General features: G+C 70.1%; 27 protein-coding genes, 1 tRNA gene and 1 pseudogene. 11 read left to right on the forward strand and 18 right to left on the reverse strand.

Annotation, left to right across the window (positions count from 1 at the left end; all coding sequences use genetic code 11):
* From ABZT06_RS32525 to ABZT06_RS32545, 5 genes and pseudogenes are all read right to left on the reverse strand, one after another.
* A pseudogene (locus ABZT06_RS32525) lies at window positions 1-860 on the reverse strand (hypothetical protein); the annotation flags it as partial.
* 391 nt (window positions 861-1,251) lie between these two features.
* A complete protein-coding gene (locus ABZT06_RS32530) occupies window positions 1,252-1,644 on the reverse strand; it encodes a hypothetical protein (protein WP_355748991.1) in 393 nt (130 codons plus the stop codon).
* A gap of 455 nt (window positions 1,645-2,099) precedes the next feature.
* The gene (locus ABZT06_RS32535) at window positions 2,100-2,294 is read right to left on the reverse strand and encodes a hypothetical protein (protein WP_355748994.1); all 195 of its coding nucleotides are present in this window, start codon (window positions 2,292-2,294) and stop codon (window positions 2,100-2,102) included.
* An 819-nt stretch (window positions 2,295-3,113) separates the two neighbouring features.
* Window positions 3,114-3,626 (reverse strand): GtrA family protein, encoded by a 513-nt coding sequence (locus ABZT06_RS32540; RefSeq protein ID WP_355748997.1) that lies wholly within the window; start codon window positions 3,624-3,626, stop codon window positions 3,114-3,116.
* A 198-nt stretch (window positions 3,627-3,824) separates the two neighbouring features.
* Window positions 3,825-4,313, reverse strand: a complete 489-nt coding sequence (locus ABZT06_RS32545) for a MarR family transcriptional regulator (RefSeq protein WP_355749001.1) — start codon at window positions 4,311-4,313, stop codon at window positions 3,825-3,827.
* Window positions 4,314-4,395: 82 nt separating this feature from the next.
* On the opposite strand from ABZT06_RS32545, the gene ABZT06_RS32550 reads away from it, so the two are divergent.
* The 9 genes from ABZT06_RS32550 (at window position 4,396) to ABZT06_RS32590 (ending at window position 15,023) form a co-directional block, all read left to right on the forward strand.
* On the forward strand, window positions 4,396-4,767 hold the full coding sequence (locus ABZT06_RS32550) for an HGxxPAAW family protein (RefSeq protein ID WP_355749004.1): 372 nt from the start codon (window positions 4,396-4,398) through the stop codon (window positions 4,765-4,767).
* A 100-nt stretch (window positions 4,768-4,867) separates the two neighbouring features.
* A complete protein-coding gene (locus ABZT06_RS32555) occupies window positions 4,868-5,743 on the forward strand; it encodes a DUF2797 domain-containing protein (protein ID WP_355749007.1) in 876 nt (291 codons plus the stop codon).
* 18 nt (window positions 5,744-5,761) lie between these two features.
* Window positions 5,762-6,253, forward strand: coding sequence for a hypothetical protein (locus ABZT06_RS32560; RefSeq protein WP_355749010.1), 492 nt, complete (start codon window positions 5,762-5,764; stop codon window positions 6,251-6,253).
* Window positions 6,254-6,397: 144 nt separating this feature from the next.
* Window positions 6,398-7,138 (forward strand): response regulator transcription factor, encoded by a 741-nt coding sequence (locus ABZT06_RS32565; RefSeq protein WP_152776198.1) that lies wholly within the window; start codon window positions 6,398-6,400, stop codon window positions 7,136-7,138.
* Window positions 7,135-8,793 carry a HAMP domain-containing sensor histidine kinase gene (locus ABZT06_RS32570; RefSeq protein WP_355749014.1) on the forward strand — a complete coding sequence of 553 codons (1,659 nt, stop codon included), beginning with the start codon at window positions 7,135-7,137 and terminating at the stop codon, window positions 8,791-8,793. The genes ABZT06_RS32565 and ABZT06_RS32570 overlap by 4 nt, the downstream gene beginning before the upstream one ends.
* A 14-nt stretch (window positions 8,794-8,807) precedes the next feature.
* A complete protein-coding gene (locus ABZT06_RS32575) occupies window positions 8,808-10,331 on the forward strand; it encodes a bifunctional glycosyltransferase family 2/GtrA family protein (RefSeq protein WP_355749017.1) in 1,524 nt (507 codons plus the stop codon).
* Window positions 10,331-12,511, forward strand: a complete 2,181-nt coding sequence (locus ABZT06_RS32580) for a glycosyltransferase family 39 protein (protein ID WP_355749020.1) — start codon at window positions 10,331-10,333, stop codon at window positions 12,509-12,511. Before ABZT06_RS32575 ends, ABZT06_RS32580 begins: the two co-directional genes overlap by 1 nt.
* 105 nt (window positions 12,512-12,616) lie before the next feature.
* Window positions 12,617-14,131: an MFS transporter gene (locus ABZT06_RS32585; RefSeq protein WP_355749023.1), complete on the forward strand. Its 1,515-nt coding sequence runs from the start codon at window positions 12,617-12,619 to the stop codon at window positions 14,129-14,131.
* 130 nt (window positions 14,132-14,261) lie between these two features.
* Window positions 14,262-15,023, forward strand: coding sequence for a TetR/AcrR family transcriptional regulator (locus ABZT06_RS32590; protein ID WP_355749027.1), 762 nt, complete (start codon window positions 14,262-14,264; stop codon window positions 15,021-15,023).
* A gap of 69 nt (window positions 15,024-15,092) precedes the next feature.
* Here ABZT06_RS32590 and ABZT06_RS32595 read toward each other — a convergent pair whose 3' ends face one another.
* From ABZT06_RS32595 to ABZT06_RS32615, 5 genes are all read right to left on the reverse strand, one after another.
* Window positions 15,093-15,554, reverse strand: coding sequence for a PPOX class F420-dependent oxidoreductase (locus tag ABZT06_RS32595; protein WP_355749030.1), 462 nt, complete (start codon window positions 15,552-15,554; stop codon window positions 15,093-15,095).
* Between the two features lie 4 nt (window positions 15,555-15,558).
* On the reverse strand, window positions 15,559-16,158 hold the full coding sequence (locus ABZT06_RS32600) for a class I SAM-dependent methyltransferase (protein ID WP_355749033.1): 600 nt from the start codon (window positions 16,156-16,158) through the stop codon (window positions 15,559-15,561).
* 35 nt (window positions 16,159-16,193) lie between these two features.
* Window positions 16,194-17,015 (reverse strand): YceI family protein, encoded by an 822-nt coding sequence (locus tag ABZT06_RS32605; protein ID WP_355749036.1) that lies wholly within the window; start codon window positions 17,013-17,015, stop codon window positions 16,194-16,196.
* An 89-nt stretch (window positions 17,016-17,104) separates the two neighbouring features.
* Window positions 17,105-19,633, reverse strand: a complete 2,529-nt coding sequence (locus ABZT06_RS32610) for an MFS transporter (RefSeq protein WP_355749039.1) — start codon at window positions 19,631-19,633, stop codon at window positions 17,105-17,107.
* Window positions 19,634-19,646: 13 nt separating this feature from the next.
* Window positions 19,647-20,153: a MarR family transcriptional regulator gene (locus tag ABZT06_RS32615; protein ID WP_355749042.1), complete on the reverse strand. Its 507-nt coding sequence runs from the start codon at window positions 20,151-20,153 to the stop codon at window positions 19,647-19,649.
* 194 nt (window positions 20,154-20,347) lie between these two features.
* Here ABZT06_RS32615 and ABZT06_RS32620 point away from each other — a divergent pair, with 194 nt between their 5' ends.
* Complete coding sequence (locus ABZT06_RS32620) at window positions 20,348-20,554, forward strand: hypothetical protein (RefSeq protein ID WP_355749045.1); 207 nt, start codon at window positions 20,348-20,350, stop codon at window positions 20,552-20,554.
* 647 nt (window positions 20,555-21,201) lie between these two features.
* Here ABZT06_RS32620 and ABZT06_RS32625 read toward each other — a convergent pair.
* From ABZT06_RS32625 to ABZT06_RS32660, 8 genes are all read right to left on the reverse strand, one after another.
* Window positions 21,202-22,104 carry an RNA polymerase sigma factor SigF gene (locus tag ABZT06_RS32625; RefSeq protein WP_355749048.1) on the reverse strand — a complete coding sequence of 301 codons (903 nt, stop codon included), beginning with the start codon at window positions 22,102-22,104 and terminating at the stop codon, window positions 21,202-21,204.
* Between the two features lie 327 nt (window positions 22,105-22,431).
* Complete coding sequence (locus tag ABZT06_RS32630) at window positions 22,432-23,289, reverse strand: RNA polymerase sigma factor SigF (protein ID WP_355749051.1); 858 nt, start codon at window positions 23,287-23,289, stop codon at window positions 22,432-22,434.
* A gap of 142 nt (window positions 23,290-23,431) precedes the next feature.
* Complete coding sequence (locus ABZT06_RS32635; RefSeq protein ID WP_355749054.1) at window positions 23,432-23,725, reverse strand: Dabb family protein; 294 nt, start codon at window positions 23,723-23,725, stop codon at window positions 23,432-23,434.
* A 19-nt stretch (window positions 23,726-23,744) separates the two neighbouring features.
* The gene (locus ABZT06_RS32640; protein ID WP_355749057.1) at window positions 23,745-23,921 is read right to left on the reverse strand and encodes a hypothetical protein; all 177 of its coding nucleotides are present in this window, start codon (window positions 23,919-23,921) and stop codon (window positions 23,745-23,747) included.
* A gap of 107 nt (window positions 23,922-24,028) precedes the next feature.
* A tRNA-Ser gene (locus ABZT06_RS32645) sits at window positions 24,029-24,113 on the reverse strand.
* 45 nt (window positions 24,114-24,158) lie between these two features.
* Window positions 24,159-24,584 carry a tRNA adenosine(34) deaminase TadA gene (gene tadA, locus ABZT06_RS32650; protein ID WP_355749060.1) on the reverse strand — a complete coding sequence of 142 codons (426 nt, stop codon included), beginning with the start codon at window positions 24,582-24,584 and terminating at the stop codon, window positions 24,159-24,161.
* A 59-nt stretch (window positions 24,585-24,643) separates the two neighbouring features.
* Complete coding sequence (locus ABZT06_RS32655; protein ID WP_355749088.1) at window positions 24,644-25,186, reverse strand: hypothetical protein; 543 nt, start codon at window positions 25,184-25,186, stop codon at window positions 24,644-24,646.
* Between the two features lie 311 nt (window positions 25,187-25,497).
* A complete protein-coding gene (locus ABZT06_RS32660) occupies window positions 25,498-25,692 on the reverse strand; it encodes a hypothetical protein (protein WP_355749063.1) in 195 nt (64 codons plus the stop codon).
* Between the two features lie 95 nt (window positions 25,693-25,787).
* Here ABZT06_RS32660 and upp point away from each other — a divergent pair, with 95 nt between their 5' ends.
* Window positions 25,788-26,423, forward strand: a complete 636-nt coding sequence (gene upp, locus ABZT06_RS32665; protein WP_355749066.1) for a uracil phosphoribosyltransferase — start codon at window positions 25,788-25,790, stop codon at window positions 26,421-26,423.
* Window positions 26,424-26,521 lie beyond the last annotated feature (98 nt).

A 26,521-nucleotide genomic window follows, 5' to 3' on the forward strand; every position in this document is an offset into this window, starting at 1 on the left:
TGCACCGAGCCGTTCGCCCCGACGTACCAGACCTCCATGCTGCCCGGGATCCGCGAGACCGCCGCGATCGACCCGGTGGTCGAGGCGCTGCCGGCCGGCGCCAGTTCGAAGCCCTGCCAGTTGGCGCCCTCGTACCAGTACCGGTCTTGCACCGAGCCGTTCGCCCCGACGTACCAGACCTCCATGCTGCCCGGGATCCGCGAGACCGCCGCGATCGACCCGGTGGTCGAGGCGCTGCCGGCAGGCGCCAGTTCGAAGCCCTGCCAGCCGGGATTGCGGGCCTCGAAAGTGAGTTCGTAGCGGCCGCCGTCGCCATTGATGTCGATCGAGGCACGGATAGCCTCGCCCGCCTCGGCTCGCTGCAGGTCGTCGGCCGAGAAACGCAGCTCGCGTGTCCCGATCTTGTCGTCGAAGTTCGGCGCGCCGGTCGGCGTGCCCATCGCAGAGTCAATGTCACGGATCAGTGCAGCGACTTTGTCCGCGCGGCTGGCGGTGAGGCTGCCGAGCACCGAGCCACCGACCACACCTTTGACGATGCCACGCAGGGCCTCCGAGTCGCCGTCGTCATTCTCCATCAAGCCGACGATGAAGATGGCGTTGTCCGGATCGGTCAGCGGGGCCGGCAGCCCGTTGATCCCCCAAAATGACAGCGACGCGCCCGGGGCGTCATGCGTCTCCTCGTCGTCCACATCGTCGAACCCGTAGCGGACCACGTCGAAGGCCGGCAGCGGGACCGGGAACCCCTCGACGTTGACGGAGGACGCGAGGTTCACCGCTGTGACGAGCGCGTACGGCTCGTCGGCCCCGACCTCGTCGGTCTCCTCATGGCAATGGATGCTGCGCAGGTACGCCTGGATCATCTTTCTGCCCTTTCATTCTTGGTGGACAACCGCGCGGCCTACTTGGCAAAGCGGGAGAGTGTGGAGAGGGCCTGATACGCGCGGGTCAGCCGGGCAATAAACCTCCCGGCTTCACCGTTTGACCGGAGTCCGACGGCGGGCGCCGTGTCGGCGCCCGCCGCCCCGCTTAAGAGGGTCTGCCGAGTCGACACCTTCCGGTGAGCCGGATGCTGTGGAGCCAGATGAGGGCCCCGCGTAGATGGTGTCCGGCCAAGCCGGCCAGTCCGCCATTGCCGGCGCCTGAGTGAGGTTCGAGTCCGTCGCCGACCGGACCGCCGCGTACTGACCGCAATTGAAACGCGCGGAGACGATCTTCCGGTGCTGGAAATCCGAGTACTTCATCATCATGCGCCTATCCCGCTGGGAGCGCATCTGGGTGAATCGCCAGCTCAACTTGCCTAATCAGCAGGATGGTTCGGTGGTCAACAATTGACGCTTCATCAGCGAGTCGTGTGAATTCGTCTAGGTAAAATACAAACCGCTTGCGACGACGTAAACTGCTCGTAGTACCGAGTAGTCCAAAATTGAACTCGTCATCGTTTACTACCCGCAGGGAGGAGTGTCGCCAACTCACCTGAAGATCTTGAGTCAGCGTGGAGTCGAGCTCGACGCCGTGCGCGATGTCCAGACCGCGTGGGGGGCCTTCGGGGAATTCCTCCAAGTTGAGATCGAAGGGGTCGAAGGGCCCGAGGAAGACGGTGACGGCTTCATCGTCCAGTGGGGCCGATGGGACTGGAACGACCACGAGCCTGCGTTGTCCTTCGGGCGGCAACTTGCCGTCAGCCCCGTCAGCGTACTGGCAGGTCGAGCTCCAGCTCATCTTCAGAGAGGACCCGGCCTGGGCTGATCTCCACAGCCTCGGCCATCAAGACACCGGGTTCGACTTCCACGAGGTCGGCGTGCCGAGGAGTGCTGCGCTCGGAAGAATCCGTCAGTTCGTTGAGTCCTTCCCCGAGCTGGCGGCCATGTGGCGTGCCGAGCCCATCCGTAGCAACTTGACCATCGAACGAGCGGGGTAAATGCCGTGGCCCGGTACAGCAATTAAGTACAGCAACCCCAGCAACCGCCAGCGCCCAACATCGGTCCTCAGAATCCTGCCGAGTGCACAGCAGGTCAAAGCCCCCTCCGGATCATCCCGGAGGGGGCTTTTTCGTGTCGTGCGGCATTCCCGTTTCTGGCCGGGTGATGGGGACCACGGGGTCATGCGGTGCTCGAGGCCAGGTTGTGGAAGGCCTCGGTGGTGCTGGGGTGGGCGAGTTCGTCGAGCAGGTGGCGCCAGTCGGGGTCGGCCGTGGTGGGGTGGGCCAGGTCCCAGGCGGTGAGGAGTGGGGCCAGTTCGTTCTCGGGGGAGGTCTTGATCGACGGCGAGGGCGGGGCGGACAGCAGCTGGCTCATGGGGGGTCCTTCCGGAGGAGGGCGGTGAACTCGGGGGCGGGGGCCGGTGGTCCGAGATCCGATGCCTCTACGATGCCGCCGATGCCGGGACCGCGACATGGAGCCGTCCGCCCGATCCGGGGTGGGGGCAGCTGTACCCCCGGAGGGCTGCCAGCCCCCATCGCGGCGTTGTCGTAGCTCTCTGCGGTCGAGACCGGCATGGGCGGAGGCCATCCGGGAGAGGGGACTGCACCGGGTCGCGCCACGGTCTGCCGTGATCCGGGCGGGAGGATTCTCGGCCATCGGCGGCGCGAGATCTCTCCCGGTTTTCCGGGCGGTACAACTGGCGGGCCGGTGGGCGGGGCCGCGGAGGTCGGGGAGTCGAGTCGTACGAGGACGCGGCGGCCCGGGAACTCGCCGAGGAAATGGGCGTGTTCGGGGCGCCGTGCCTTGTCTTCGAGTTCCTGCGCCGTTGCGAGATCAGTCCCTACTGGCTCGGGGTGTATGAGGCGTCGTGACGCAGCTCTCGTGCCAGATCCGGCGAAGAGTGCGTGGTGCGGGTGGTCAGGGAGGGCGAGTTGCTGGATGCGGTCGCGGTCCGGAGGGGGCGTTCGTGTGCGACGGGGTGGGGAGGCCCTACGGGGCGTCGTCCGGCGGCCTGAGCAGGTTTCGAAGGGGCCGGAGGTTGTGCTGGGTGCGGTCCGTCGGGATGCCGGTTGCCGGCATCGGTCCATGAGACCGGGGTGGCGGGTGATGGGCAGGGGGCACGGTGACCGAGCACCACGCCCCTCCCCGGTGCTGACAGGGTGAACCCTCCGTCGGCGGCGTGCCGCCCTGTGGTCAGCAGGCGGTGCTCACCGCGGTCCGCGGCAGTGTCGGCCGGGGCAGGGCGACAACGGTTCCGGCCGGGCGCCGGTCCTTGTGGGTTCCCGCGAAGACGAACAGGCGCAGGACCAGGAAGCGGCCGATGCCGGCGAAGGCGGACGCGGTGAGGTAGACCGCCTGTTCCGTGAGCATGCCCGGCGAGGACTGCACGGTGTGCAGGAGGAACATCGCGGCGCAGGTGACGGCGTACGCGGCGGCCGCCGAGCCGGAGGACTGGAGGTGCCGGCGCCAGCCGGGGCGGCGGCCGGTGCCGAAGGTGAACAGGGCGTGGAGTTCGGTGCACAGGAGCGTGGAGGCCACGGTGATCACCGCGTTCGCCACCGCCCACGGCATCGTCATCGCCACCAGCGGTACGGCGAAGCTGGAGAGGACGCCGATCCCGCCCCCGCAGACGACGAAGCGTACGAAGGAGGCGAGAGGGCCGGGGGTGGACGGCAACTGGGTCCGGTCGGCCGTCTGCGGCTCCATGGGGTTTCCTCCGGTTCGGCACTCCACGATCGTCGCGAGCGTCGCGCTCGATCTGCTTGATCCGGGTGGATCAGCCGTGGTCAACGATGCCGTCGCGGGCCCGCCGAAACGATGGAGCACCCTCCCGAACCGGAGGTGGGGCTGGCTCCACCCCCGGGGTGGGGGCGGCCCGCTACTGCCCTCGCTGTTCGCCCTCCGCTACTTGCCCTCGGCGTCCTTCGCCCGCAGTTCCTCGATATAGGCGAGCGCGAGGTTCGTGGAACGGCTGAACCAGTCGTGGAGGACGGCGATCTCGTCGGCCGAGTAGCCCGCGAAGACGGCGTCGAGGCGGTCGTAGTACGGCTGGTAGAGGGCGACGACCTTGGCCACGGCGTCGGGGAGCGCGGCGACCCGGACGCGGCGGCGGTCGGTGGGGTCGGGGACGCGGGTGACGTAACCGCCGCGTTCGAGGCGGTTGAGGATGCCGGTGACCGCGCCGGTGGTGACATGGGCGTGCTCGGCGAGGTCGCCCGCGGTGAGGAGGTCCTCGCCGGCCTTCAGGACGCAGGCGAAGCACAGCAGGTCGGTGACGTTCAGGCCCAGCCGCTGGGCCATCTCCTGTTGGCCGAGGTGGGCCGTGGCGATGAAGAGGTCCATCGCCTCCAGTGCCTGGGCCGGAGTGGCGGTGGGGCGGGGCTCGGCGTGCATCGGATTTCTGATTCCCTTAGCAAGTGAGAGGTTTCTGCGCTAAATTTCTTAGAAGGTGAGAGAACTGGCGGCGGGAGGGTCTGTGAGCGCACATCAGTATGACGAGGGGCACACGGTCGCGGGGTGGACCGGAGTCGGCATCGCCACCGTGGGGACGTCCGTGCTGGGGCTGGGGGTGTGCACGGTGTCCGGCGCGCTGATCGCCGTCGGCCTCGCGATCACCGTGCTGAGCGCCCTCGTGACCTGGGCCCTGCACCTGGCCGGCTGGGGCAAGCCGCCGGGACGCCGACCGCGCGGGGAGTGGGGGATGCGGGTCCGGGACACGAGTGCGCGCGGGGGGCATCCCGGGTGCGTCGGCTGCCGGATGGCGGGGCGGGGTGGTCCGCGGACCAGGGTGGTCGGGGCGGGGACCGCGGTGACGGCGGAACCGGTGTCCATGGAGCCGGTGGGCTGAACAGGCCCCGGCGGTTTCGGCCCGGCCCCGTTGTCAGTGGTGCCCCCTGTTGTCAGTGATCCCCCCTCGTTGTCAGTGCTGCCCCCTACTCTCGTGAGGGATGGCACAGGGATGGAAGTGCTCGGGGCTGTCGTGGTCGGCGGACGGGCCCGTGCTGCGCTGGGACGGCGGGTGGCGCAGTGCGCTGACCTGGGGGAAGCGGGTGGCCTTCGGGGTCGCGGAGGGGGGTGTGCGGACATGTGTGGGAGCGCGGGGACACGCGTGTCCGGCACGGACCGCGGTGTCGGGGCGGAGCACGGGGGCCCGGTGCGAGGAGTGCGCGCGGCTGGACCGGGCGCACTCCGTGGCCGCCGACACCCTCGCGGACGACCCCCGCCCGTACCGGGTATATCTGGCGTGGTTCGGGCCAGGCATGGTCAAGGTCGGCATCACGGCGCATGAGCGGGGCTCCGCGCGCCTGTTGGAGCAGGGTGCCGTCTGCTTCAGCTGGCTCGGCACCGGCCCGCTCATGGCCGCGCGGCGCACCGAGGAACTGCTGCGGGCGGCGCTCTCGGTACCGGATCGCATTCCGTACGGCGCCAAGCGGGCCGTACGGTCCGCCCTGCCGGTGTCGGCCGCCGAGCGGGCCGCCGAGGTCGCCGAACTGCACACGCGGGCGGTGGCGCTGGGCGGCTGGCCGGACTCCCTGGAGCGCGCGCCGTACCAACCGGTCGACCACGTCGAGGTCTTCGGTCTCGCCGGCCTGCCCACCGCTGCCGGTGAGGTGAGAGAGCTCGCCGCGGGCGGGTCGGTGGGCGGCCGGCTCGTCGCGGCCGCCGGCCCGGACCTGCACCTGGAGACGGAGGGCGGGGGAGTCGTCGTACTGGACACGCGGTTGATGACGGGGTGGGATCTGGTCCCGGCCGACGGGGCGGAAATCACCGTGCCGATGAGAGAGTTCAAGGAGACGCCGGGGGTGCAGGACGGGTTGTTCTGACGAGGGGGAGGGCCGGGGATGGACGTCACCGTGCAGTGGATACGCACGTCGTGGACGAAGCGGTCCCGTGGCGGCGAGGCCGCGACACGAAGGAACGCGGCTCCGGTCGGTTTCCTGTTGCCGTCGTCCGCGGTGGGGCGGGACGGAGACCCGTTCGTCCACGCGGTCCGGATGGACGAGCAGGACGACTTCGTGCCGCACGACCACCAGGGCGACCACCTCAGGGGCGTCGACGTCCAACTCCGTGAGGTGGACGGGCGCTTGCGGGTCCTGCCCAGGGTGGGTCCGATGTTCGGCGTGCCGCCCCGGCCGCGTCGGCGCCCGGGTGTGCGGCTCGAGTCCGGGCAGTGGGTGCGGTGGCAGCTCAACTACCGCTTCAGCAGTGCCGTCGGGCTCCGGGACTGGTCGTACTGGCTGGACACCTTCAACATCGCCTACGGTCCGGTCGGCGCCGAGGTGTTCCTCGGGGCGCCGACGGTTCACGTGGACGAGCAGGGGCCGGTCCGGTAGCGGTCGGAGTCTCGGAGGGGTGCCTCGCCGGCCCGTCGAACAAGGGATTCCCCAGGGGTTCCCTGAGAGCCGCCTGTGCGTTTCTCAGGAAAATCACAGACTGCCGAAAGGGTGTTCTCAGGGGGCCCCGACATGGTGTTCACCATGACCACGACCTCGCCCCAGGGGCGCACCGAACTGCTGAGGCCGGACGGGAGCCCCGTCCGAGTGCTTGTGGTGGACGACGAGCTGTCGATCACCGAACTGCTGTCCATGGCCCTGCGTTATGAGGGATGGCAGATCCGCAGTGCGGGAGACGGCCATGGTGCCGTTCAGACCGCGCGGGAGTTCCGGCCCGACGCCGTCGTTCTCGACATGATGCTTCCCGACATGGACGGACTGGCCGTCCTCGGGCGGCTCCGGCGTGAACTGCCGGACGTGCCGGTGCTGTTCCTGACCGCGAAGGACGCCGTCGAGGACCGTATCGCCGGGCTCACCGCCGGTGGCGACGACTACGTCACCAAACCGTTCAGCCTCGAAGAGGTCGTGGCCCGGCTGCGCGGTCTCATCCGCCGCTCCGGCGCCGCCGACCGCCGCTCCGACTCCGTGCTGGTCGTCGGTGACCTGACCCTCGACGAGGACAGCCACGAGGTCTCACGGGCCGGGGAGAACATCCACCTCACGGCGACCGAGTTCGAACTCCTGCGGTTCCTGATGCGCAATCCCCGGCGTGTGCTCAGCAAGGCGCAGATCCTCGACCGGGTGTGGTCGTACGACTTCGGCGGCCAGGCCAATGTCGTCGAGCTCTACATCTCCTACCTGCGGCGGAAGATCGACGCGGGGCGGGAACCGATGATCCACACCCGGCGTGGCGCCGGTTACCTGATCAAGCCCGCCGCCTCATGAGCGGGCGACGACGGCCGCGGGCGCAGAAGCGAGCAGGGCGAGCAGGCAAGCCGCGCACGCTGCGGACGCGGCTCGTCGTCGCGTCGGTGGTGCTGATCGCCGTGGTCTGCTCGGTGATCGGCACCGTGACGACACTGGCGCTGCGGTCGCATCTGTACGACCAGTTGGACGGCAAGCTGCGGGAGACAGCCGGGCGCGCCGTGGGCATCGGCAAGGACAGAGGACCGCAGCCCGGCACCGTGAGCAACACCCCGGACACCCCGCCGCACTCGGACAAGGACATCCCGGCGAGTGCCAAGGCCGAGAACCTGGTCGGAGAGGCTCCGACGCAGCCCGACACCATCGCCGCGTACGTCCAGAAGGGCAAGATCGTCAGTGCCGCCGTCGCCAAGGCGCAGAAGGACAGCAACGGCGACTTCCAGGGAATGACCGCGGGGAAGCTCACCACAGCGCAGAAGGCCGCCCTGGCCGACGTGCCCCAGGACGACAAGGCGCACACCGTGGACGTGCCGGGCCTCGGTGAGTACCGCGTCCAGTACGTCACGAGCAGGGACGGCGCCGACTCGTACTACATCGCCCTCCCCACCGACGACGTCAACAACACCATCAACACCCTGATCCTCGTGGAGATCAGCGTCACCGCCGCAGGTCTCGGCGCCGCCGTCATCGCCGGTTATGTGCTCGTCGGGCTCGCCACCCGTCCCCTCCGCAAGGTCGCCAACACCGCCACGCGGGTCTCCGAACTGCCTCTGCACACCGGTGAGGTCAACCTGAGCGAGCGGGTGCCCGAGGCGGAGTGCGACCCGCACACCGAGGTCGGCCAGGTCGGCTCCGCGCTCAACCGCATGCTGGACCACGTCCACGGCGCCCTGCACGCACGGCAGCAGAGCGAGATGCGGGTGCGTCAGTTCGTGGCCGACGCCAGTCATGAGCTCAGAACACCGCTCGCCTCCATCCGCGGGTACGCCGAACTCACCCGGCGCGGCAGGGAACAGGTCGGCCCCGACACCCGGCACGCCCTCGGCCGTATCGAGTCCGAGGCGGGCCGGATGACGCTGCTCGTGGAGGACCTGCTGCTGCTCGCGCGCCTGGACGCCGGGCGGCCGCTCCAGTTCGAGCAGACCGACCTCATCCCGCTGGTCGTGGACACCATCAGCGACGCCCGCGCCGCCGGCATGGACCACAACTGGCGTCTCGACCTGCCCGACGAACCCGCCCTCGTCTCCGGCGACGCGGCCCGTCTCCAGCAGGTGCTCATCAACCTGCTCGGCAACGCCCGCAAACACACTCCGGAGGGGACCACCGTCACCGCACGGGTGCAGCGGCGCGGCCCCTGGATGTGCGTGGACGTCGAGGACAACGGCCAGGGCATCCCGTCCGACCTGCTCCCGCACGTCTTCGAACGGTTCGCGCGAGGAGACTCCTCGCGCTCGCGTGCCTCCGGCTCGACGGGTCTCGGTCTCGCCATCGTGCAGGCCGTCGCGACCGCGCACGGCGGCGCGGTGACCGTCGACAGCATGCCCGGGCGCACGGTGTTCACCATGCACCTGCCCGCGGTAGGCCCCGTGGCCCCCCGTCCGGCGCCCGAAACGAACTGGCAATCGCACTCACAGGCACAGCACAGCGCCGCCATATGGGTGCAACAGGGGGCTTGACCAGAGTCGTTCACATGCGAACCGACTCTTCTCCCGGCACCCTGCCGGCGCGGGAGCACCTCCCGGCCGGCGACGCCGGTACGCCTGTCCTGGACGTAGTGATCCCCGTCTACAACGAGGAGAAGGACCTCCAGCCGTGTGTGCTGAGACTGCACGAGCACCTCAAGCGCACGTTCCCGTACGCGTTCCGCATCACCATCGCGGACAACGCGTCGACGGACACCACTCCCCTGGTGTCGCAGCGGCTGGAGGCGGAGATACCGGAGGTCAGGGCCTTCCGGCTGGAGCAGAAGGGCCGCGGCCGTGCGCTGCGGACCGTCTGGTCCGCCTCGGACGCTCCGATCCTCGCCTACATGGACGTGGATCTGTCCACCGACCTCAACGCCCTGCTGCCGCTGGTGGCCCCGCTGATCTCGGGCCACTCCGACTTGGCGATCGGCTCCCGGCTCGCCCGCAGCTCCCGGGTCGTGCGCGGACCCAAGCGCGAGTTCATCAGCCGCGCCTACAACCTCATCCTGCGCGGCTCCCTGCAGGCCCGCTTCTCCGACGCGCAGTGCGGCTTCAAGGCCATCCGGCGTGACGTGGCGCAGGTCCTGCTGCCGCTCGTCGAGGACACCGGCTGGTTCTTCGACACCGAGATGCTGGTCATCGCCGAGCGCGCCGGCCTCCGTATCCACGAAGTGCCCGTCGACTGGGTCGACGACCCCGACTCCACCGTCCACATCGTGAAGACGGCGACCGAGGACCTCAAGGGGGTGTGGCGGGTGGGCAAGGCCCTGGCGAGCGGGTCGCTGCCGCTGGACCGGATCACCCGGCCGTTCGGCGACGACCCGCGCGACCGCGAGATCCAGGACGTGCCGAAGGGGCTGGCTCGCCAGCTCGTCGGGTTCTGTGTCGTCGGCGGTCTGTCGACCCTCTTCTATCTCCTCCTCTACAGCGCCTTCCGGCAGTTCGGCGGCTCCCAGATCGCCAACGCGCTGGCCCTGCTGGTCTCCGCGGTCGCCAACACCGCCGCCAACCGGCGACTGACCTTCGGGGTGCGCGGGCGGGGCGGCGCCGTCCGGCACCAGGCGCAGGGCCTGGTCGTGTTCGGTATCGGCCTCGCGCTGACCAGCGGCTCCCTCGCCGCGCTCAACGCGGCCAGCAGCGACCCCGCGCACTCCACCGAGCTGGCGGTGCTCATCGCCGCCAACCTCGCGGCGACCGTGCTGCGCTTCCTGCTCTTCCGCGCCTGGGTCTTCCCCGACCGCGGTGACGACCAGCCCGGGGCCACGGCGGTCGCCGGCCACGCCCCGTCCTCGCCGGCCTACGCCACGCAGCAGCTCCCGCAGCGGCAGCAGCTTCCCCAGCAGCCCCACGCCCCGCTGCCCCAGCGCCCCACAGCGCACCAGTACGCCACGACGCCGTACGCCCCGCCGTCCCCGTACGACACGACCGAGTTCCGCGCCGGTGAAGCCGCGGAGCAGCGCTCCTGGAAGGACGCCACCGTGCAGTTGCAGCCGGTGCGCCCGACCGACACCGACCCGAGGAACTCCTGATGACCACGCAGACCGACCACTCGGCCCACCCGGCCCAGCAGGGTTCCGGGTGGGGTCCGGTGGCGACGGCCCCCCAGGCGCCGGTCGCTCCCCCGGCCCCCGAGTCCGGTGAACCCCAGCAGCCCTTCGTCCGCAGACTGTGGCGCGGCCGTCCCGAGGACCCCCGCTGGGCGCGCCCGGCCTTTCTCGGCCTGCTCGCCGCGACCCTCCTGTTCTACCTGTACGACCTGAGCTCCTCCGGTTACGCCAACTCCTTCTACTCGGCGGCGGTCCAGGCCGGAAGCCAGTCCTGGAAGGCGTTCTTCTTCGGCTCGCTGGACGCGGGCAACGCCATCACCGTCGACAAGCCCCCGGCCTCGCTGTGGCCGATGGAGCTGTCGGTGCGCGTCTTCGGCCTGAACTCCTGGGCGATCCTCGCGCCCGAGGTCCTCATGGGCGTCGGCACGGTCGCCGTCGTCTACGCCTCCGTGCGCCGCCGGTTCAGCCCCCCGGCCGGTCTGATCGCGGGCGCCGTGCTCGCGCTCACCCCGGTCGCGGCGCTGATGTTCCGGTTCAACAACCCCGACGCCATGCTGGCCCTCCTGATGGCGGTCGCCTGCTACTTCGTGGTCCGCGCCCTGGAGGACGGCCGGACGAAATGGCTGCTGTGGGCCGGTGCCGCGATCGGTTTCGCGTTCCTCGCCAAGACCCTGCAGGCCTTCCTGATCCTTCCGCCGCTGGCGATCGTCTATGCCGTGTGCGCGCCGGTCTCCGTGAAGAAGCGGCTCGGCCAACTGGCCGCGGCCACCCTCGCGTTGGTCGTCTCCGGCGGCTGGTGGGTCGCGATCGTCGAGCTGTGGCCCGCCTCCTCCCGCCCTTACATCGGCGGCTCCCAGAACAACTCGTTCCTTGAACTGACCTTCGGCTACAACGGCTTCGGCCGCCTCAGCGGCGACGAGACCGGCTCGGTCGGCGGCGGTGGTGGTGCGGGCGGCACCGGCCAGTGGGGTGCGACCGGCTGGGACCGGATGTTCAACTCCGAGATCGGCGGCCAGATCTCCTGGCTGCTGCCGGCCGCGCTGATCCTCCTCGTCGCCGGTCTGGTGGCGACGCGCAAGCTCAGCCGCACGTCGGTGACCCGCGGTTCGTTCCTGGTCTGGGGCGGCTCGCTGCTGATCACCATGGTCGTCTTCAGCTACATGGCGGGCATCTTCCACCAGTACTACACGGTGGCCCTCGCCCCTTACATGGCGGCCGTGATCGGCATGGGCGCGGGCATCCTGTGGGAGAAGCGCGCCGAGCTGTGGGCGTCGATCACCCTCGCGGGCTCGGTCGTCGCGGCGGCGGCCTGGAGCTACGTCCTGCTCAACCGCACCTCCGACTACCTGCCTTGGCTGAAGTACCTGGTCCTGATCTGCGGCCTGGTCTCCGCGCTCGGCCTGATCTTCGCGGGCCGCGTCACCCGTCAACTCGCCCTCGCGGCGGCCTCCCTGGGCCTGGTGGCCGCCCTTGCCGGCCCGACGGCGTACACCCTCAGCACTCTCCAGGAGGGCCACACCGGCTCCATCGTGACGGCGGGTCCCGCGGGCGCGTCCGCGATGGGCGGCGGTCCGGGCGGTGGCGGCGGTGGCCGGGGCGGCTTCGGCGGCGGTATGCCCGGGCAGAACGGCAACGGCACTACGCAGGGCGGCGGCACCGGCGGCTTCCCCGGCGGTGGCATGCCCGGGCAGAACCAGCAGAACGGCAACGGCGGCACCCAGAACCAGCAGGGCGGCCCCGGCGGTCGGACGGGCGACGGCGGCGGCATGGGCGGCGGCGGTGGCGTCGGCGGCCTGCTGAACGGCGCGAGCGTCACCTCCGAGGCCAAGAAGCTGCTGGAGACCGACTCGTCGAAGTACACCTGGGTCGCGGCGGCCATCGGCGCCCAGAACGCGGCGAGCTACCAGCTCTCCACGGGCGACCCGGTGATGGCGATCGGCGGCTTCAACGGCACCGACCCGTCCCCGACGCTGGCCCAGTTCAAGGAGTACGTGGCGGACGGCAAGGTCCACTACTTCATCTCCGGCGGCTCGGGCGGCGGCATGGGCGGCAGCAGCAATGGCACGTCCTCGCAGATCACCTCGTGGGTCGAGGCCAACTTCAAGAAGGTCACGGTCGGTTCGGCCACCTTCTACGACCTCACCCAGAAGGCGAGCGGCTGACGGTTCCCCTCGGGAGAAGGGCGGTGACTCCGGTCACCGCCCTTCTCGTCGTACGGCGGGAAAGCGCGTTGTACGCCGTACAGGAACTGTTCTACGGTGTACAACATGACCGCAGCCGCCCCCGTCACCGTCTCCCAGGGCCATCCCCAGCGCTGGCTGATACTCGGCGTCATCTGTCTCGCGCAGCTGACCGTGCTGCTCGACAACACGATCCTGAACGTGGCGATCCCCTCCCTCACCCGCGAACTGGGCGCCGCCACCTCCGACATCCAGTGGATGATCAACGCCTACTCGCTGGTGCAGTCGGGGCTCCTGCTCACCGCGGGCAGCGCCGCCGACCGCTACGGCCGCAAGAAGCTGCTGGCCGCGGGGCTGGTGCTGTTCGGCGCCGGGTCGCTGGTCGCGGGTCTCGCGGACTCCACCGCCCAGTTGATCGCGGCACGGGCCGGCATGGGCGTGGGCGGAGCACTGCTGATGACCACCACGCTCGCCGTGGCGATGCAGATCTTCGCCCCCGAGGAGCAGCCGAAGGCGATCGGCATCTGGGCGGCGGTGAACTCACTGGGCTTCGCGACCGGCCCCCTCCTCGGCGGCTTCATGCTGAACCACTTCTGGTGGGGAGCGATCTTCCTGATCAACCTGCCGGTCGCCGCGCTCGCCCTGGTAGCGGTGGTGATCCTGGTCCCCGAGTCGAAGGCTGTGTCTTTCCGGGGGACCACCCCCGGACCCCCGGAGCGCGGCGACCGCCCCGACCTGCTCGGCGCCCTGCTCTCCACGATCGGCATGGCCTCCCTGGTGTTCGCGATCATCTCCGGCCCCGAGCACGGCTGGACGTCCGGCCGGGTGCTGGCGCCGGCGGCCGTGGCGGTCGTGGTCCTCGCCGGGTTCGCGTACTGGGAGAGCCGGATCCCCCACCCCATGCTCGACATGCACTTCTTCCGTGACCGCCGGTTCACGGGAGCGGTGGCGGGAGCGGTCCTGATCACCTTCGGCATGGGCGGCTCGCTCTTCCTGCTCACCCAGCACATGCAGTTCGTCCTCGGTTACGGTCCCCTGGAGGCGGGGCTGCGGACGGCACCGCTCGCGCTGATGATCGTGGCCCTCAACTTCACGGGCCTGTCGGCGAAGTGGTCGACGAGACTCGGTACGCCGCTCTCCATCGGCCTGGGCATGGCGGTGATGGCCGCGGGCCTGCTCTCCATCGCCACGCTCACCGGCCACGGGTATCCGGGCACGCTGGTGGGGCTGGTACTGATCGGCGCGGGGGCGGCGGTCGCCAGTCCCGCGATGGCACACGCGATCATGAGCGCGATCCCGCCGGAGAAGGCCGGGGTCGGCGCGGGGATCAACGGCACGGTGGCGGAGTTCGGGCAGGGGCTGGGGGTCGCGGTGCTGGGCGCGGTGCTGAACGCGCGGTTCGCGACGCTGGTCCCGGTGGCTGCGGCCTCGCTGCCGGCGGCCTTGGCGGAGGCGGGGTCGGCGTCGGAGAGGGGACGGATCACCGACGCGTTCGCCTCCGGCCTGGAGAGCAGTCAGTTGGTGGGGGCGGTGGCTGTGTTGCTGGGCGGAGTGGTTGCGGGGGTGTTGTTGCGGCGGGCCGAGCGGGGGAATGTCGCCTGAGGGGGTGGCGTCTTCTCGCTCGCCGGCGGGTGCGAGTCCGTTGTGGCTGGTCGCGCAGTTCCCCGCGCCCCTTAGGTTGGAAGGCACCTGGCATCTTTGCCAGTGGACGGATGTTTCTGAAAGGTGCGCCATGGCTAACGCGGGCCAGAAGGCCTCTGGTCGGACCAGTGTCTGGCTGGAGGGCAAGGTGCGCCGGGGTGGCCGAGGCGGCGGCCAGCCTTCCGGTCTTGACCGGGACCGGATCACCGAGGCCACCGTACGACTGCTCGACATGGACGGGCTGGCCAAGTTCTCCATGCGGCGGCTGGCCGCCGAGCTGAACGTGACCGCGATGTCCGTCTACTGGTACGTCGACACCAAGGACGACCTCCTCGAACTCGCCCTGGACGCGGCCTTCGGCGAGCTGGAGCTGCCGGACCCGGAGGCCGACGAGGACTGGCGGGACCAACTGCGCACGGTGGCCGGGGAGTACCGGGGGCTCCTGGTCAGGCACCCCTGGGTCTCACCGCTGGCCGGCACCTTCCTCAACATCGGCCCCCACTCCCTGGCCCTGTCCAGAACCGTGCACCGGGTCGTCCGCAGGACCGGCCTGCCCGCACACGGCATCACCGGCGCGATCTCCGCCGTCTTCCAGTTCGTCTACGGCTTCGGCACCATCGAGGGCCACTTCATCACCCGCTCCGCGCAGGCCGGCATGACCCAGGAGGCCTACTTCCGCCACGCGATGGCATCGGCGACACAATCCCCCGACGCCGCCGAGATCCTCAAGGAGAACGAGGAGATCATGACGGCGAGGGGCGGCGACACGGTCGAGGAGATGCGGAACAGGGACTTCACCTTCGCCTTGGACCTACTGATCAAAGGCATCGAGGCAATGGTGCAACCCACCTAGGGGCGCGGGGAACTGCGCGACCAGCCACGACGAACTCGCAGCCGCCAACGAACAGAAGCCCCCGAGCTGTCAGGCCAACCTCGCCGGGAAACCGCCGGTGGCGACCGGCCCCCACCGCTCCGGCGTGACCCGAATGATCGACTTCCCCTGCTTCACCATCGCCGCCCGGTACTCGTCCCAGTCGGGATGTTCCCCGGAGATGTTCCGGAAGTACTCCACGAGCGGCTCCACGGACTCCGGCGAGTCGATGACCTCCGCGGTCCCGTCGACCTGCACCCACGGTCCGTTCCAGTCGTCGCTCAGCACGATCAGGCTCACCCGGGAATCCCGCTTCGCGTTCCGCGTCTTCGCCCGCTCGGGGTACGTCGACACGACGATCCGCCCCGAGTCGTCCACCCCGCAGGTCAGCGGCGAGGCCTGCGGGGACCCGTCCGTCCGCCGGGTCAGCAGGATCGCCCGGTGCCGGGGCCGTACGAAGTCCAGCAGCTCCGCCAGGGATACGGACTTGTTGGTCGCAATGTTCGGTGCCATGGAATCAGCCTAGTTGGAGCGCCACGGCGTTCCAGTGAACCGCCTCCCGGCCGAGCCGGTCCGCACCCTCGGCCACCGTCCGCAGCAGCCTCAGCCCCGCCTGGGCCCCGTGCCCGGCAACCTCCTGCGGCGGGATGTCGAACATGAGCCGGTCCGCGGGCGGCTCACCGCGCCGCAAGGTGATCAGCAGAAGCCCGCCGGGCGCGAGCAGCCCGGCCAACCGCCGCATCGCGACGGGCCGTTCCTCCGGCAGCAGATGCATCCACACCGCGGACAGCAGCACGACCTCGTACGGCCCTCGCACGCCCGGTATCTCGGGCAGCGCGCCCGCCCGCCAGGTCACCCCGCTGCCGGGGTGCAGCCGCTCGGCCACCCGGCGCAGCTCAGCGACCGGTTCCACCGCGTCGACCGTGTACCCGCGGCCGGCCAGCGCCGCCGCGTCCCGCCCGGTCCCCGCGCCGACGTCCAGCACCCGCGCGGGCGTGTCCGGCAGGAGATCCAGTAGCGCCCCGTGCACGACCTCGAACGAGACGCTCTCGTACACCCTCCCCAGCCGCTCCGCCGACTCGGCGTAGTAGCCCCGCACCCCCGTGGTCCGCTCCATACCCCGAACCGTACGTCCCGCCACTGACAACGCCCTCAGGCCTGCGGCAGCGAATCCCCCTGCACGGCCTGGACGTCGAGCTCGACCTTCAGCGTCGTACCGATCGCCGCGATCCCGGCCTGCACGACCTGGTTGTAGTTCATGGCGAAGTCCTCCCTCCGCAGCTGGGTCGTCGCCCGGAAGGCGGCCCGCGTCCCGCCCCAGGGGTCGGCTCCGGTGCCGAGGTGGGCGAGGTCCAGATCCACCGGCCGTACGACACCCCGCATCGCCAGCTCGCCCCGCACGGTCCATCGATCCGTGCCGGCCACCGTCAGCCCCGTCGACCGGTACGTGATCTCGGGGTACCGCTCGACGTCCAGGAAGTCCGCCGACCGCAGGTGCTCGTCCCGCATCGCGTTGCCCGTGTCGATGGAGGCGGCCCGGATCACCGCCTCCACCCGGGACTTGGTCACGTCGTCCGGGGCGACCTCGATCGCCGCCGTGAAGTCGGTGAAGCGGCCGTGCACGCTGGAAATGCCCAGGTGCTGGGCGACCGCGCCCACACTGGAGTGGGCCGGGTCGACGGTCCAGGGGCCCGGCGGCGGGAGTTCCGCCCCGCCGATGCGGGCCAGCGTGACCGTGCCGACCTCGGCCCGGCCGCTCGCTGTGACGATCGCGCTGGAGGCGGCGGGCGCGTAGCCGACGGCCGTGACGATGACCGTGTACGGCCCCGGCTCCAGCGGGGTCCCGTCCCGTACGGCCCCTTCGGCGTCCGCCTCCGCGCGCAGCACCTGCGTGCCGGTCATGTCGGTCACCGTGACGACCGCGTGCGACAGGGCCCATCCGTCCCGGGTCCGAATCCTCGCGCTCAGTCCCATTTCGCGTAACTCCTCGCATAGGACCGGCCCGTGGCGGGCGCGCACCTCCGCTCGGAGCGCGCTGCCCGCCACGGGCCGGAGTAGGTGCACTACTCGCCGGGGTGGGCGAGTTCGATGTCGTGGCCGTCGACGCCGGGGCCGTTCACCGTCAGGGCCGTCGCCTGCGGCGGGTAGCCCGTCGCGATGACCGTGTACTCGCCGCCGTCCAGGTCGGTGAAGGCGTACGCCCCGTCCGTCCCGGTGGTGGCGGAGCCGACCACGTTGCCGGCCGCGTCCACGAGGGTGACCCGGGCGTCGGCCAGCGGACCGTGCGGCGCCCGTACGACACCCTGGAGGCGGGCGCCCGAGTCGAGGTCGACCTCGATGCGGGTGACGCCGGTGCCGCCGACCTCGACGGGCAGGGCGCGCGGCCGGAACCCGGCGGCGTTGACCGCCACGGTCACCGCACCCGGGACCAGCTCGCCGAAGGCGAACTCGCCCTGCTCACCGGTGGTCCCGGTGGCCAGCAGATCGCCCCGCACATCGGTGACGATCACCATGGCGTCCTTGACGGGCTCCCCGTTCTGCGCGGCCCGCACGAGCCCGTTCAGCCCGCTGGTGCCGCTGAGGAGGACGTCGTAGGCGACCGGCTCGCCGTTCACGAGCACCGTGGACGCCTGCGGCTGGTAGCCGTCGGCGGACGCGATCAGGACGTACGACCCGACGCTCGGCGCCTCAACGGCGTAGGAACCGTCGGCCTGGGTGACCGACCGGCCGAGCTGCCGTCCCGTGAGCGAGATCAGTGTGACCGCGGCCTGCGGGACCGGGGCGCTCTCGTTGCCGCGGACGAAGCCGCGGACCGGGATGCCGCCGGAGCCGTCACCGGACGCCTCAGGCCGGGCGAGCGTGGCCACGGCGGACAGCCGCTGCGTGCCCTCGGGAGCGGTCTCGGTGTCGGAGGTGGTGGTGGCGGCCCAGCTCGGAGTGTGCCCGGCGGCCGGAGCCTCGACTGTTTCCGCGGGTACCTCGGCCGGTGACTCGTCCGACGCGGCCTGTGCCAGCGCGCCCTTGGTCCGCAGCGGAACCTCCTTGATGAACAGGGTGATCAGGAACGCGACGGCCGCGAGGGCGCCCGCGATCAGGAACACGTCGGCGATGCCGTGGCCGTAGGAGCTCTCCATGAGCGTGCGCACCGGGGCCGGCAGCTTGTTCATGTCCGGGATGCTGTCGGTGGACGAACCCGAACCGGACAGCGCGGCCTGGTACTTGGGGTCGAGGGCCGCGACGCCGTCAGAGACGTAGTGCGTGATCCGGTGGGACATGACAGCGCCGAGCGCGGAGACACCGACCGCACCACCGAGGGAACGGAAGAAGGTGACCGTGGAGCTGGCCGCGCCGAGGTCGCTCGGGTCGACCTGGTTCTGCGTGCACAGCACCAGGTTCTGCATCATCATGCCGATGCCGAGACCCAGCAGGGCCATGAAGATCGACATCTTCCAGTAGTCCGTGTCGTACCGGATGGTGCCCAGCAGGCCGAGGCCCGCCGTCACCAGCACGCCACCGCTGACCAGCCACGCCTTCCAGCGTCCGGTGCGGGTGATGAACTGCCCGGAGACGGTGGAGGAGATGAACAGTCCGCCGATCATCGGGATGGTCATGACGCCGGACATCGTCGGGGACTTGTCGCGGGCCAGCTGGAAGTACTGGCTGAAGAAGACCGTGCCGGTGAACATCGCGACACCGACGAACAGCGAGGCCAGCGAGGCCAGCGTGATGGTGCGGTTGCGGAACAGCCGCAGCGGGATGATCGGCTCCTTGGCCTTCGACTCGACAAGCACGAAGAGTAGACCGAGGACGATCGAACCGCCGATCATCGCGTACGTCTGCCAGGAGATCCAGTCGTACTTGTCACCCGCGAAGGTGACCCAGACCAGGAGCAGCGAGACGGCCGCGGCGACGAAGAACGCGCCGGCCCAGTCGACCTTCACGTCCCGCTTCAGCACGGGCAGGTGCAGGGTCTTCTGCAGCACGATCAGTGCGAGGACGGCGAAGGGGACGCCGACGTAGAAGCACCAGCGCCAGCCCAGCCAGCTCGTGTCGGTGATGACACCGCCGAGCAGCGGGCCGCCCACGGTCGCGACGGCGAAGGTCGCGCCGAGGTAGCCGGAGTAACGGCCGCGCTCGCGCGGGGAGATCATCGCGGCCATGACGATCTGGGCGAGGGCGGACAGGCCGCCGACACCGATGCCCTGCACGACACGGCAGGCAATCAGCATGCCGGGGTTCTGCGAGAGGCCGGCGGCCATCGAACCCAGCACGTAGACGATCAGGGCTATCTGGACGAGCGCCTTCTTGCTGTACAGGTCGGCGAGCTTGCCCCACAGGGGGGTGGTCGCGGTCATGGCCAGCAGCGAGGCGGTGACGACCCAGGTGTAGGCGGACTGGCCGCCGCCGAGGTCGCCGATGATGTGCGGGAGCGCGTTGGTGACGATCGTGGACGACAGGATCGCCACGAACATGCCGAGCAGCAGCCCGGAGAGCGCCTCCATGATCTGCCGGTGCGTCATCGGGGCGTACTCGGTGGAGCCTCCCCCGTGCTTGGCGTGAGCCCGCACACCGGCTGGTGTGGTCGTTGCCATGGGCTTCCTTCTCTTACTGGGTGATCGCGGGTGTACGGGTGGTCTGTTCGAGTACGAGGGGTACGGGCGGCCGGGGCTCGGGGCCGTGGGCGCGGGTGTCGTCGAAGCTCGCCCGCAGGCGGGCCATCAGCGCGGTCAGCTGGGCCACCTCGTCGTCGCTCCAGTCGCTCATCCGCTCGGCGAGCATGTCGCAGGTCCGCCGGGACAGCTGGCCGAGCAGTGACTGGCCGGCCGGGGTCAGACGCAGGATGCGGGAACGCTTGTCCGCCGGGTCGGGGGATCGCTCGATCCAGCCGCGCTCGGCGACGTGGGCCACATGGCGGCTGGTGACCGACATGTCCACGGCGAGCAGCTCGGAGAGCTTGCTCATGCGCATGTCCCCGTAGCGCCCGAGCAGGGTCAGCACGGCGGCGGAACCGGAGGGGCACTCGGACGGCATCATCCGTCCTATCTCCCTCTTCACGGCTCCGAAGGCGCTGAACTGGCGGATCAGCTCCTCGTATCGCGCCTGCTCGGCCATCACACCTCCCGTATTCGTTGCTTAGGGCAACCATAGACGTGCTTGGTTGCTACAGGCAAATAAAACGGGTGAGTGCGGCATAAAAACTTGGCAAAGGCAAGTATTGCGAACGTAAACCTGCACGTGGAACCCGCCGGTACCCCTGGCAGCCCCGCACTTGGGCCCCGGTGCCTGATTCGCTAGGGTCTCTGGGCATGGCTGAGAACCAGGTCCCCCAGGGCAACCACGACCCCGCCGGCAGCACCCAGATGTTCCGCGCGTTCGTCGACGAGGGCCCGCAGGGCCGCCGACAGCAGACCGCACCCGCCGCCACGTCCGGCGGCCCGCGCATCGGCCTCATCATCGGCGTGGTGGTCGCCGTGGCGATCGTCGCGGCGGTGGCTTGGCTGGCGCTGAAGTAGCGACGCGTGCGGGGGGTGCCCGTGCGGCTTGGTGGCGGCGGGCGTTTTTTGCAGTTCCCCGCGCCCCAACGACCCGTGCGGGGGTGCCCGTGCGGCTCGGTGGGGCGGGCGTCTCTGCGCAGTTCCCCGCGCCCCTGACGCCTGCGGCGGCCTGCTTCGACGCAGCGCGCGCGAGTTCGTCCGGCGGGCCCCCACCCCGCCCCTGCGCGCCGCACGGTCGGTCCTAACGCAGGGTCACTGCAACCCCCTGGGGGCGCGGGGAACTGCGCGACAAGCCACGACGGGCCGGTGCGCGCCCCGCGACCTGACCCGGCAGGACCGTAGGCGCCCGTTTCGAGCCCGGCGCACGCTGCCCGCGGGAGACTGCGCGACCAGCCACGACGGACTGGTGCGCGCCCCGCGACCTGGCTCGGCGGGACCGTATGCGCCCGGTTCAGGCCCGGCGCACGCTGCCCGCGGGGAACTGCGCGACCAGCCCCCACCGACCCGCACTCGTCCGACGACCGCACCCGGCACGTCGTGGCGCGCAAGGCGGCGAACGGTCCGTCCAGACGCAGGTGACTGCAACCCCCTTAGGGGCGCGGGGAACTGCGCGACCAGCCGCAACGCACCCGCACCCGCCAGGGACCCCAGTCAAGCCCGGGCCGTCAGTCCGAGATGAGCCCTTCCCGCAGCTGTGCCAGCGTGCGGGTCAGCAGGCGTGAGACGTGCATCTGGGAGATGCCGACCTCCTCGCCGATCTGTGACTGGGTCATGTTGGCGAAGAAGCGCAGCATGATGATCTGGCGCTCACGGGGCGGGAGTTTGGCCAGCAGCGGCTTCAGGGACTCCCGGTACTCGACGCCCTCAAGGGCCGTGTCCTCGTAGCCGAGGCGGTCCGCGAGGGAGCCCTCGCCGCCGTCGTCCTCGGGGGCCGGGGAGTCGAGCGAGGAGGCCGTGTACGCGTTGCCGACCGCGAGGCCGTCGACGACGTCCTCCTCGGACACGCCCAGCACGGAGGCGAGTTCGGCGACCGTCGGAGAGCGGTCCAGCTTCTGGGAGAGCTCGTCGCTGGCCTTGGTGAGGGCCAGCCGCAGCTCCTGCAGGCGGCGCGGGACGCGCACCGACCACGACGTGTCGCGGAAGAACCGCTTGATCTCGCCGACGACGGTCGGCATCGCGAACGTCGGGAACTCCACGCCGCGTTCGCAGTCGAAGCGGTCGATCGCCTTGATCAGGCCGATGGTGCCGACCTGGACGATGTCCTCCATCGGTTCGTTGCGCGAGCGGAAACGAGCCGCCGCGTAGCGCACCAGCGGGAGGTTGAGTTCGATGAGGGTGTCCCGGACGTACGCGCGCTCGGGGCTGTTCTCGTCGAGTGCGGCGAGCCGCAGGAAGAGGGAGCGGGACAGGGTGCGGGTGTCGATGGCTCCGGACACCACCGGGGGAGCCGGGATGGCCGGGAGCGCCGGGGCCGGCGCGGCCTCGACGGCCGTGATGTCGTCGAGTGCGGGCTCAGCCTCGCTCTTGGTGAGCGTGAGCACCTTGGAGCTGCCCAGATCTGCGGACATGCCACCCCCTTTGGGTCGCGGGACGGTCGTGGCGAACGCCCCGTGGTGGAACGTCAGCCTTCACCTGAATACCGGAGCCGAAGCCTCGGCAAACGCGCTTCCGGCAGAATGTCACATGTCGGCAACACGCTGTAGTGACATGTCGACATGTGAGATCGTAATCCGCCCTGGATAAAGGGGGTCTGACGGTTTTTCGGCATAGAAGGGTCGGGAACGGCACCAGTGAGCGATTCGCTCTCTCCGGTTACGCCTCGACAGTGCTTGCGAACTGCGGTGTTCCGGAACGTGCGACCGTGCGCCCCTTATGCATCCGCTATCCGCCGAAGACTATGCGTCGATCCGATTGGCGGATCGCAGCCGCTGGAAGCTACGCGCGAGTAGCCTCGAAACGTGCATCTGCGAGACGCCGAGTTCCGCGCTGATTTGCGACTGGGTGAGATTGCTGTAGTAGCGCAGGAGAAGGATTCGCTGCTCCCTCTCGGGGAGTTGGACCAGCAGATGGCGGACCAGGTCGCGGTGTTCCACGCCGTCCAGCGCCGGGTCCTCGTAGCCGAGCCGGTCGAGCAGGCCGGGCAGTCCGTCGCCCTCCTGGGCCGCCTCCAGCGAGGTGGCGTGGTACGACCGCCCGGCCTCGATGCAGGACAGCACCTCCTCCTCGGTGATGCGCAGCCGCTCCGCGATCTCGGCGGTCGTCGGGGTGCGTCCGAAGGCCGTCGTCAGGTCCTCCGTCGCACCGTTGACCTGCACCCACAGCTCGTGCAGCCGGCGCGGTACGTGAACGGTACGGACGTTGTCGCGGAAGTACCGCTTGATCTCGCCGATGACGGTCGGCATCGCGAAGGTCGGGAACTGCACGCCCCGGTCCGGGTCGAAGCGGTCGATGGCGTTGATGAGCCCGATCGTGCCGACCTGGATCACGTCCTCCATCGGCTCGTTGCGGGAGCGGAAGCGGGCGGCCGCGTAGCGCACGAGCGGGAGGTTGGCCTCGATGAGCGCCGACCGTACCCGGTTGTGCTCCGGCGTGCCCGGCTGGAGCTCCTTCAACTGGCCGAAGAGCACCTGGGTGAGCGCCCGGGTGTCGGCGCCGCGACTGCGTGGGGCGGCCTCCTGGGGAGCCTCCTGGGGAGGCGCGGTACTGGCCGCCACGGTCAACGCCACCTCTTCGTTGGTCAACTCATCCGTCAAAAGCGGTCATAGCATCACAAGACATGTGCACTGTGTGCAAGCACCGCATAACGTTTGATTACGCCGTGTTGAGGGGCAACTTTGGGTAAAGACGAAGAAAACCCCCCGCCGTTCCCGGCGGGAGGCTTCCGAGCACTCGGGTTCAGTACGCGTAGTCCGCGATCACCCAGGTGGCGAACTCCTTCCACAGCGCCACACCCGCCTGGTGCTCCGGGTGCTCGACGTACGTCCGCAGCGCGGTGGTGTCCTCGAACCCGGAGTTGATGGCGAAGTCGTAGGCGATGGGGCGGTCGCTGAGGTTCCAGCCCAGCTCCCAGAAGCGGATCTCGGGGATCTTCCCGTCCAGCGCGCGGAAGGCCTCGACACCCGCGAGGACGCGCGGGTCGTCGCGCTCGACACCCTCATCGAGCTTGAAGAGGACGAGGTGGCGGATCATGGGCGCTCCCTTGGGTCTGTCAGTGCGCCCCGTCGGCCAGCCAGGTGAAGAAGTCGCCCACGGCCTTGGCGGCGTCCGATATGCCCTGGAACCCTATCTCCACGTAGTCGGCGGCCTTGGCCGGGTCCGTGATGATCACGTACAGCACGAAGACCACGAGCAAATAGACGGCGATCTTCTTTCCGTTCACCGCCACCGCGGCCTCCCCCGCTTCTGGTGCCTCTGTTCCTTCTGGGGCGCGAGTGTAACCGGGTGATCCAGTACGCACGAAGGGCCCCGTCTCTCGACGGGGCCCTTCTCAAGCGGTAGCGGAGGGATTTGAACCCTCGGTGACTTGCGCCACACTCGCTTTCGAGGCGAGCTCCTTCGGCCGCTCGGACACGCTACCGAGGGAGACCTTACAGCAAGGTGGGGCGTGCCTTGAAATCGGTATTCAGCGGTCCCGGAAGAACTCCGTGAGGAGCCCGGCGCACTCCTCCGCGAGGACGCCGCCGACCACCTCGGGGCGGTGGTTGAGGCGCCGGTCGCGGACGACGTCCCAGAGCGAACCGGCCGCGCCGGCCTTCTCGTCCCGGGCGCCGTACACGACCCGGTCCACCCGGGACTGCACGATCGCCCCGGCGCACATCGTGCAGGGCTCCAGCGTGACGACGAGCGTGCAGCCGGTCAGCCGCCACTCGCCGAGCGCGGCGGCGGCCCTGCGGATCGCCAGGACCTCCGCGTGCGCGGTCGGGTCGCCGCCCGCCTCGCGTTCGTTGTGACCGGCCGCGAGCACCGTCGTACCGTCCGGGGACAGGACGACGGCGCCCACCGGCACGTCCGGGCCCGCCCTGCCGGCCTCGTCCAGGGCGAGCCGCATCGCGGCCCGCCAGCGGTCGCGTACCGGGTCCGGGGTGCCCTGCTTCTCGGTCCCTGCGGTCAGCGGACGGTCTCCAGGACCTCCGAGGCGCCCAGGGACTCGGCGATCCCGGTGAGGGCGTCCTGCGTCAGGGCCTTCAGTTCCTTCTCGCTGACGCCCAGGTCGTCGAGGACCTGCGCGTCACCGACCGGGCCGTGCGGCACGGCCTCCTTGGAGCCGCCCGCCTCGGCGGTGACGTCGTCGTCGTCGTCCTCGTCCTCGCCGTCCTCGGTGCCGTCGAGGTCGAGGGCGTCGAGGTCCGGGCCGTCATCGCCGGGCTCCCTTCCGAGCAGTTCGTCGGTGAGCAGGATCTCGCCGTACGAGCTGCGGGCAGCGGCGGCGGCGTCCGAGACGTAGATACGGGGGTCCTCCTCACCGTCGATGCGGACGACGCCGAACCAGGCGTCCTCCTGCTCGATCAGCACGAGCACCGTGTCGTCCTCGGCCGCGGCTTCCCGGGCGAGGTCGGCCAGATCCGACAGCGTCTCCACATTGTCGAGGAGCTCTGTGTCGCTCGCTTCCCACCCGTCTTCGGTGCGCGCGAGCAGTGCGGCGAAGTACACCGTGACTCTCCCACTGGTCATAGGCGTGCCGGTTGGGGGTCCCCCCGGCGGAGGTTCGGGCGGGGAGAGCTCGGCTCCGAGCCCCACCCACTCGGAATCGTGGCAGAAACAAGGCGTTCAGGGGACGTCTTCGGCACCCTGTGTCCGGTGGTTTTGATCGCACGCGCGTCGGCACGTCGGTGAAGACTCACCGGCGCACTCGTCGCCGCCACGAGCGGGATCGTACGCGGCTTTCCCAAGGGCCCACGCACGGCCACCTGTTCAGCGCACCCTGCGGTGCGCCGCCAGGCGTCCGGGCCACGTGATCTTCGTTACCAGCGGAAGGTCCGCATGCGCATCGCGTGCCGCAGACGGGCCACCTTCGCGCGGCGTGGCTGCACCCGGTCGCGCAGCTCTCTGGCTTCGGCGAGATCGCGCAGGAACTGCGCGCGCCGACGCCGGCGCTCGGCGTCGGTCTCCTGTGACGACGGTTCGTGCGACGGTTCGTGCTCAGGCAGGTCAGGCATCGGTTCACCACCCCAGTCCGTCCCTCCCACTTTCCCCCGGTCGGCCGGTTTGACGCCAGCGCGAGGGCTTCGATGGACCCGGCTACTGTGTGGACATGCGTCTCCACGTCGTCGACCACCCTCTGGTCGCCCACAAACTCACCACCCTGCGCGACCAGCGCACCGACTCCGCGACCTTCCGTCGTCTCGCCGACGAGCTGGTCACCCTGCTTGCCTACGAGGCCACGCGCGACGTGCGCACCGAGGCGGTCGACATCCGAACCCCGGTCGCCCCCACGACCGGTGTGAAGCTGTCCTATCCGCGCCCCCTGGTGGTGCCGATCCTCCGTGCGGGGCTCGGCATGCTGGACGGCATGGTGCGGCTCCTGCCGACCGCCGAGGTGGGGTTCCTCGGCATGATCCGCGACGAGGAGACGCTGCAGGCCACCACGTACGCCGCGCGTATGCCGGAGGATCTCTCCGGGCGGCAGGTGTACGTCCTGGACCCGATGCTCGCGACCGGTGGCACGCTGGTGGCGGCGATCCGTGAGCTGATCAGGCGCGGTGCGGACGACGTGACGGCGGTGGTCCTGCTGGCCGCGCCGGAAGGCGTGGAGATCATGGAGCGCGAGCTGGCGGGTACGCCGGTCACGGTGGTCACGGCGGCGGTCGACGACCACCTCAACGAGCACGGGTACATCGTGCCGGGGCTCGGCGACGCGGGGGACCGCCTGTACGGCGCGGCGGAGTAGTCCGCGGGTTCGGTGGGGGCGGGCGTTGTTGCGCAGTTCCCCGCGCCCCTGAATGCCTGCGTGTGCCTGCGGCGGGCTGGGCGGGTTCGGTGGTGGTG

It is taken from the genome of Streptomyces sp. NPDC005483 (assembly GCF_040606035.1).
Lineage (GTDB): Bacteria > Actinomycetota > Actinomycetes > Streptomycetales > Streptomycetaceae > Streptomyces.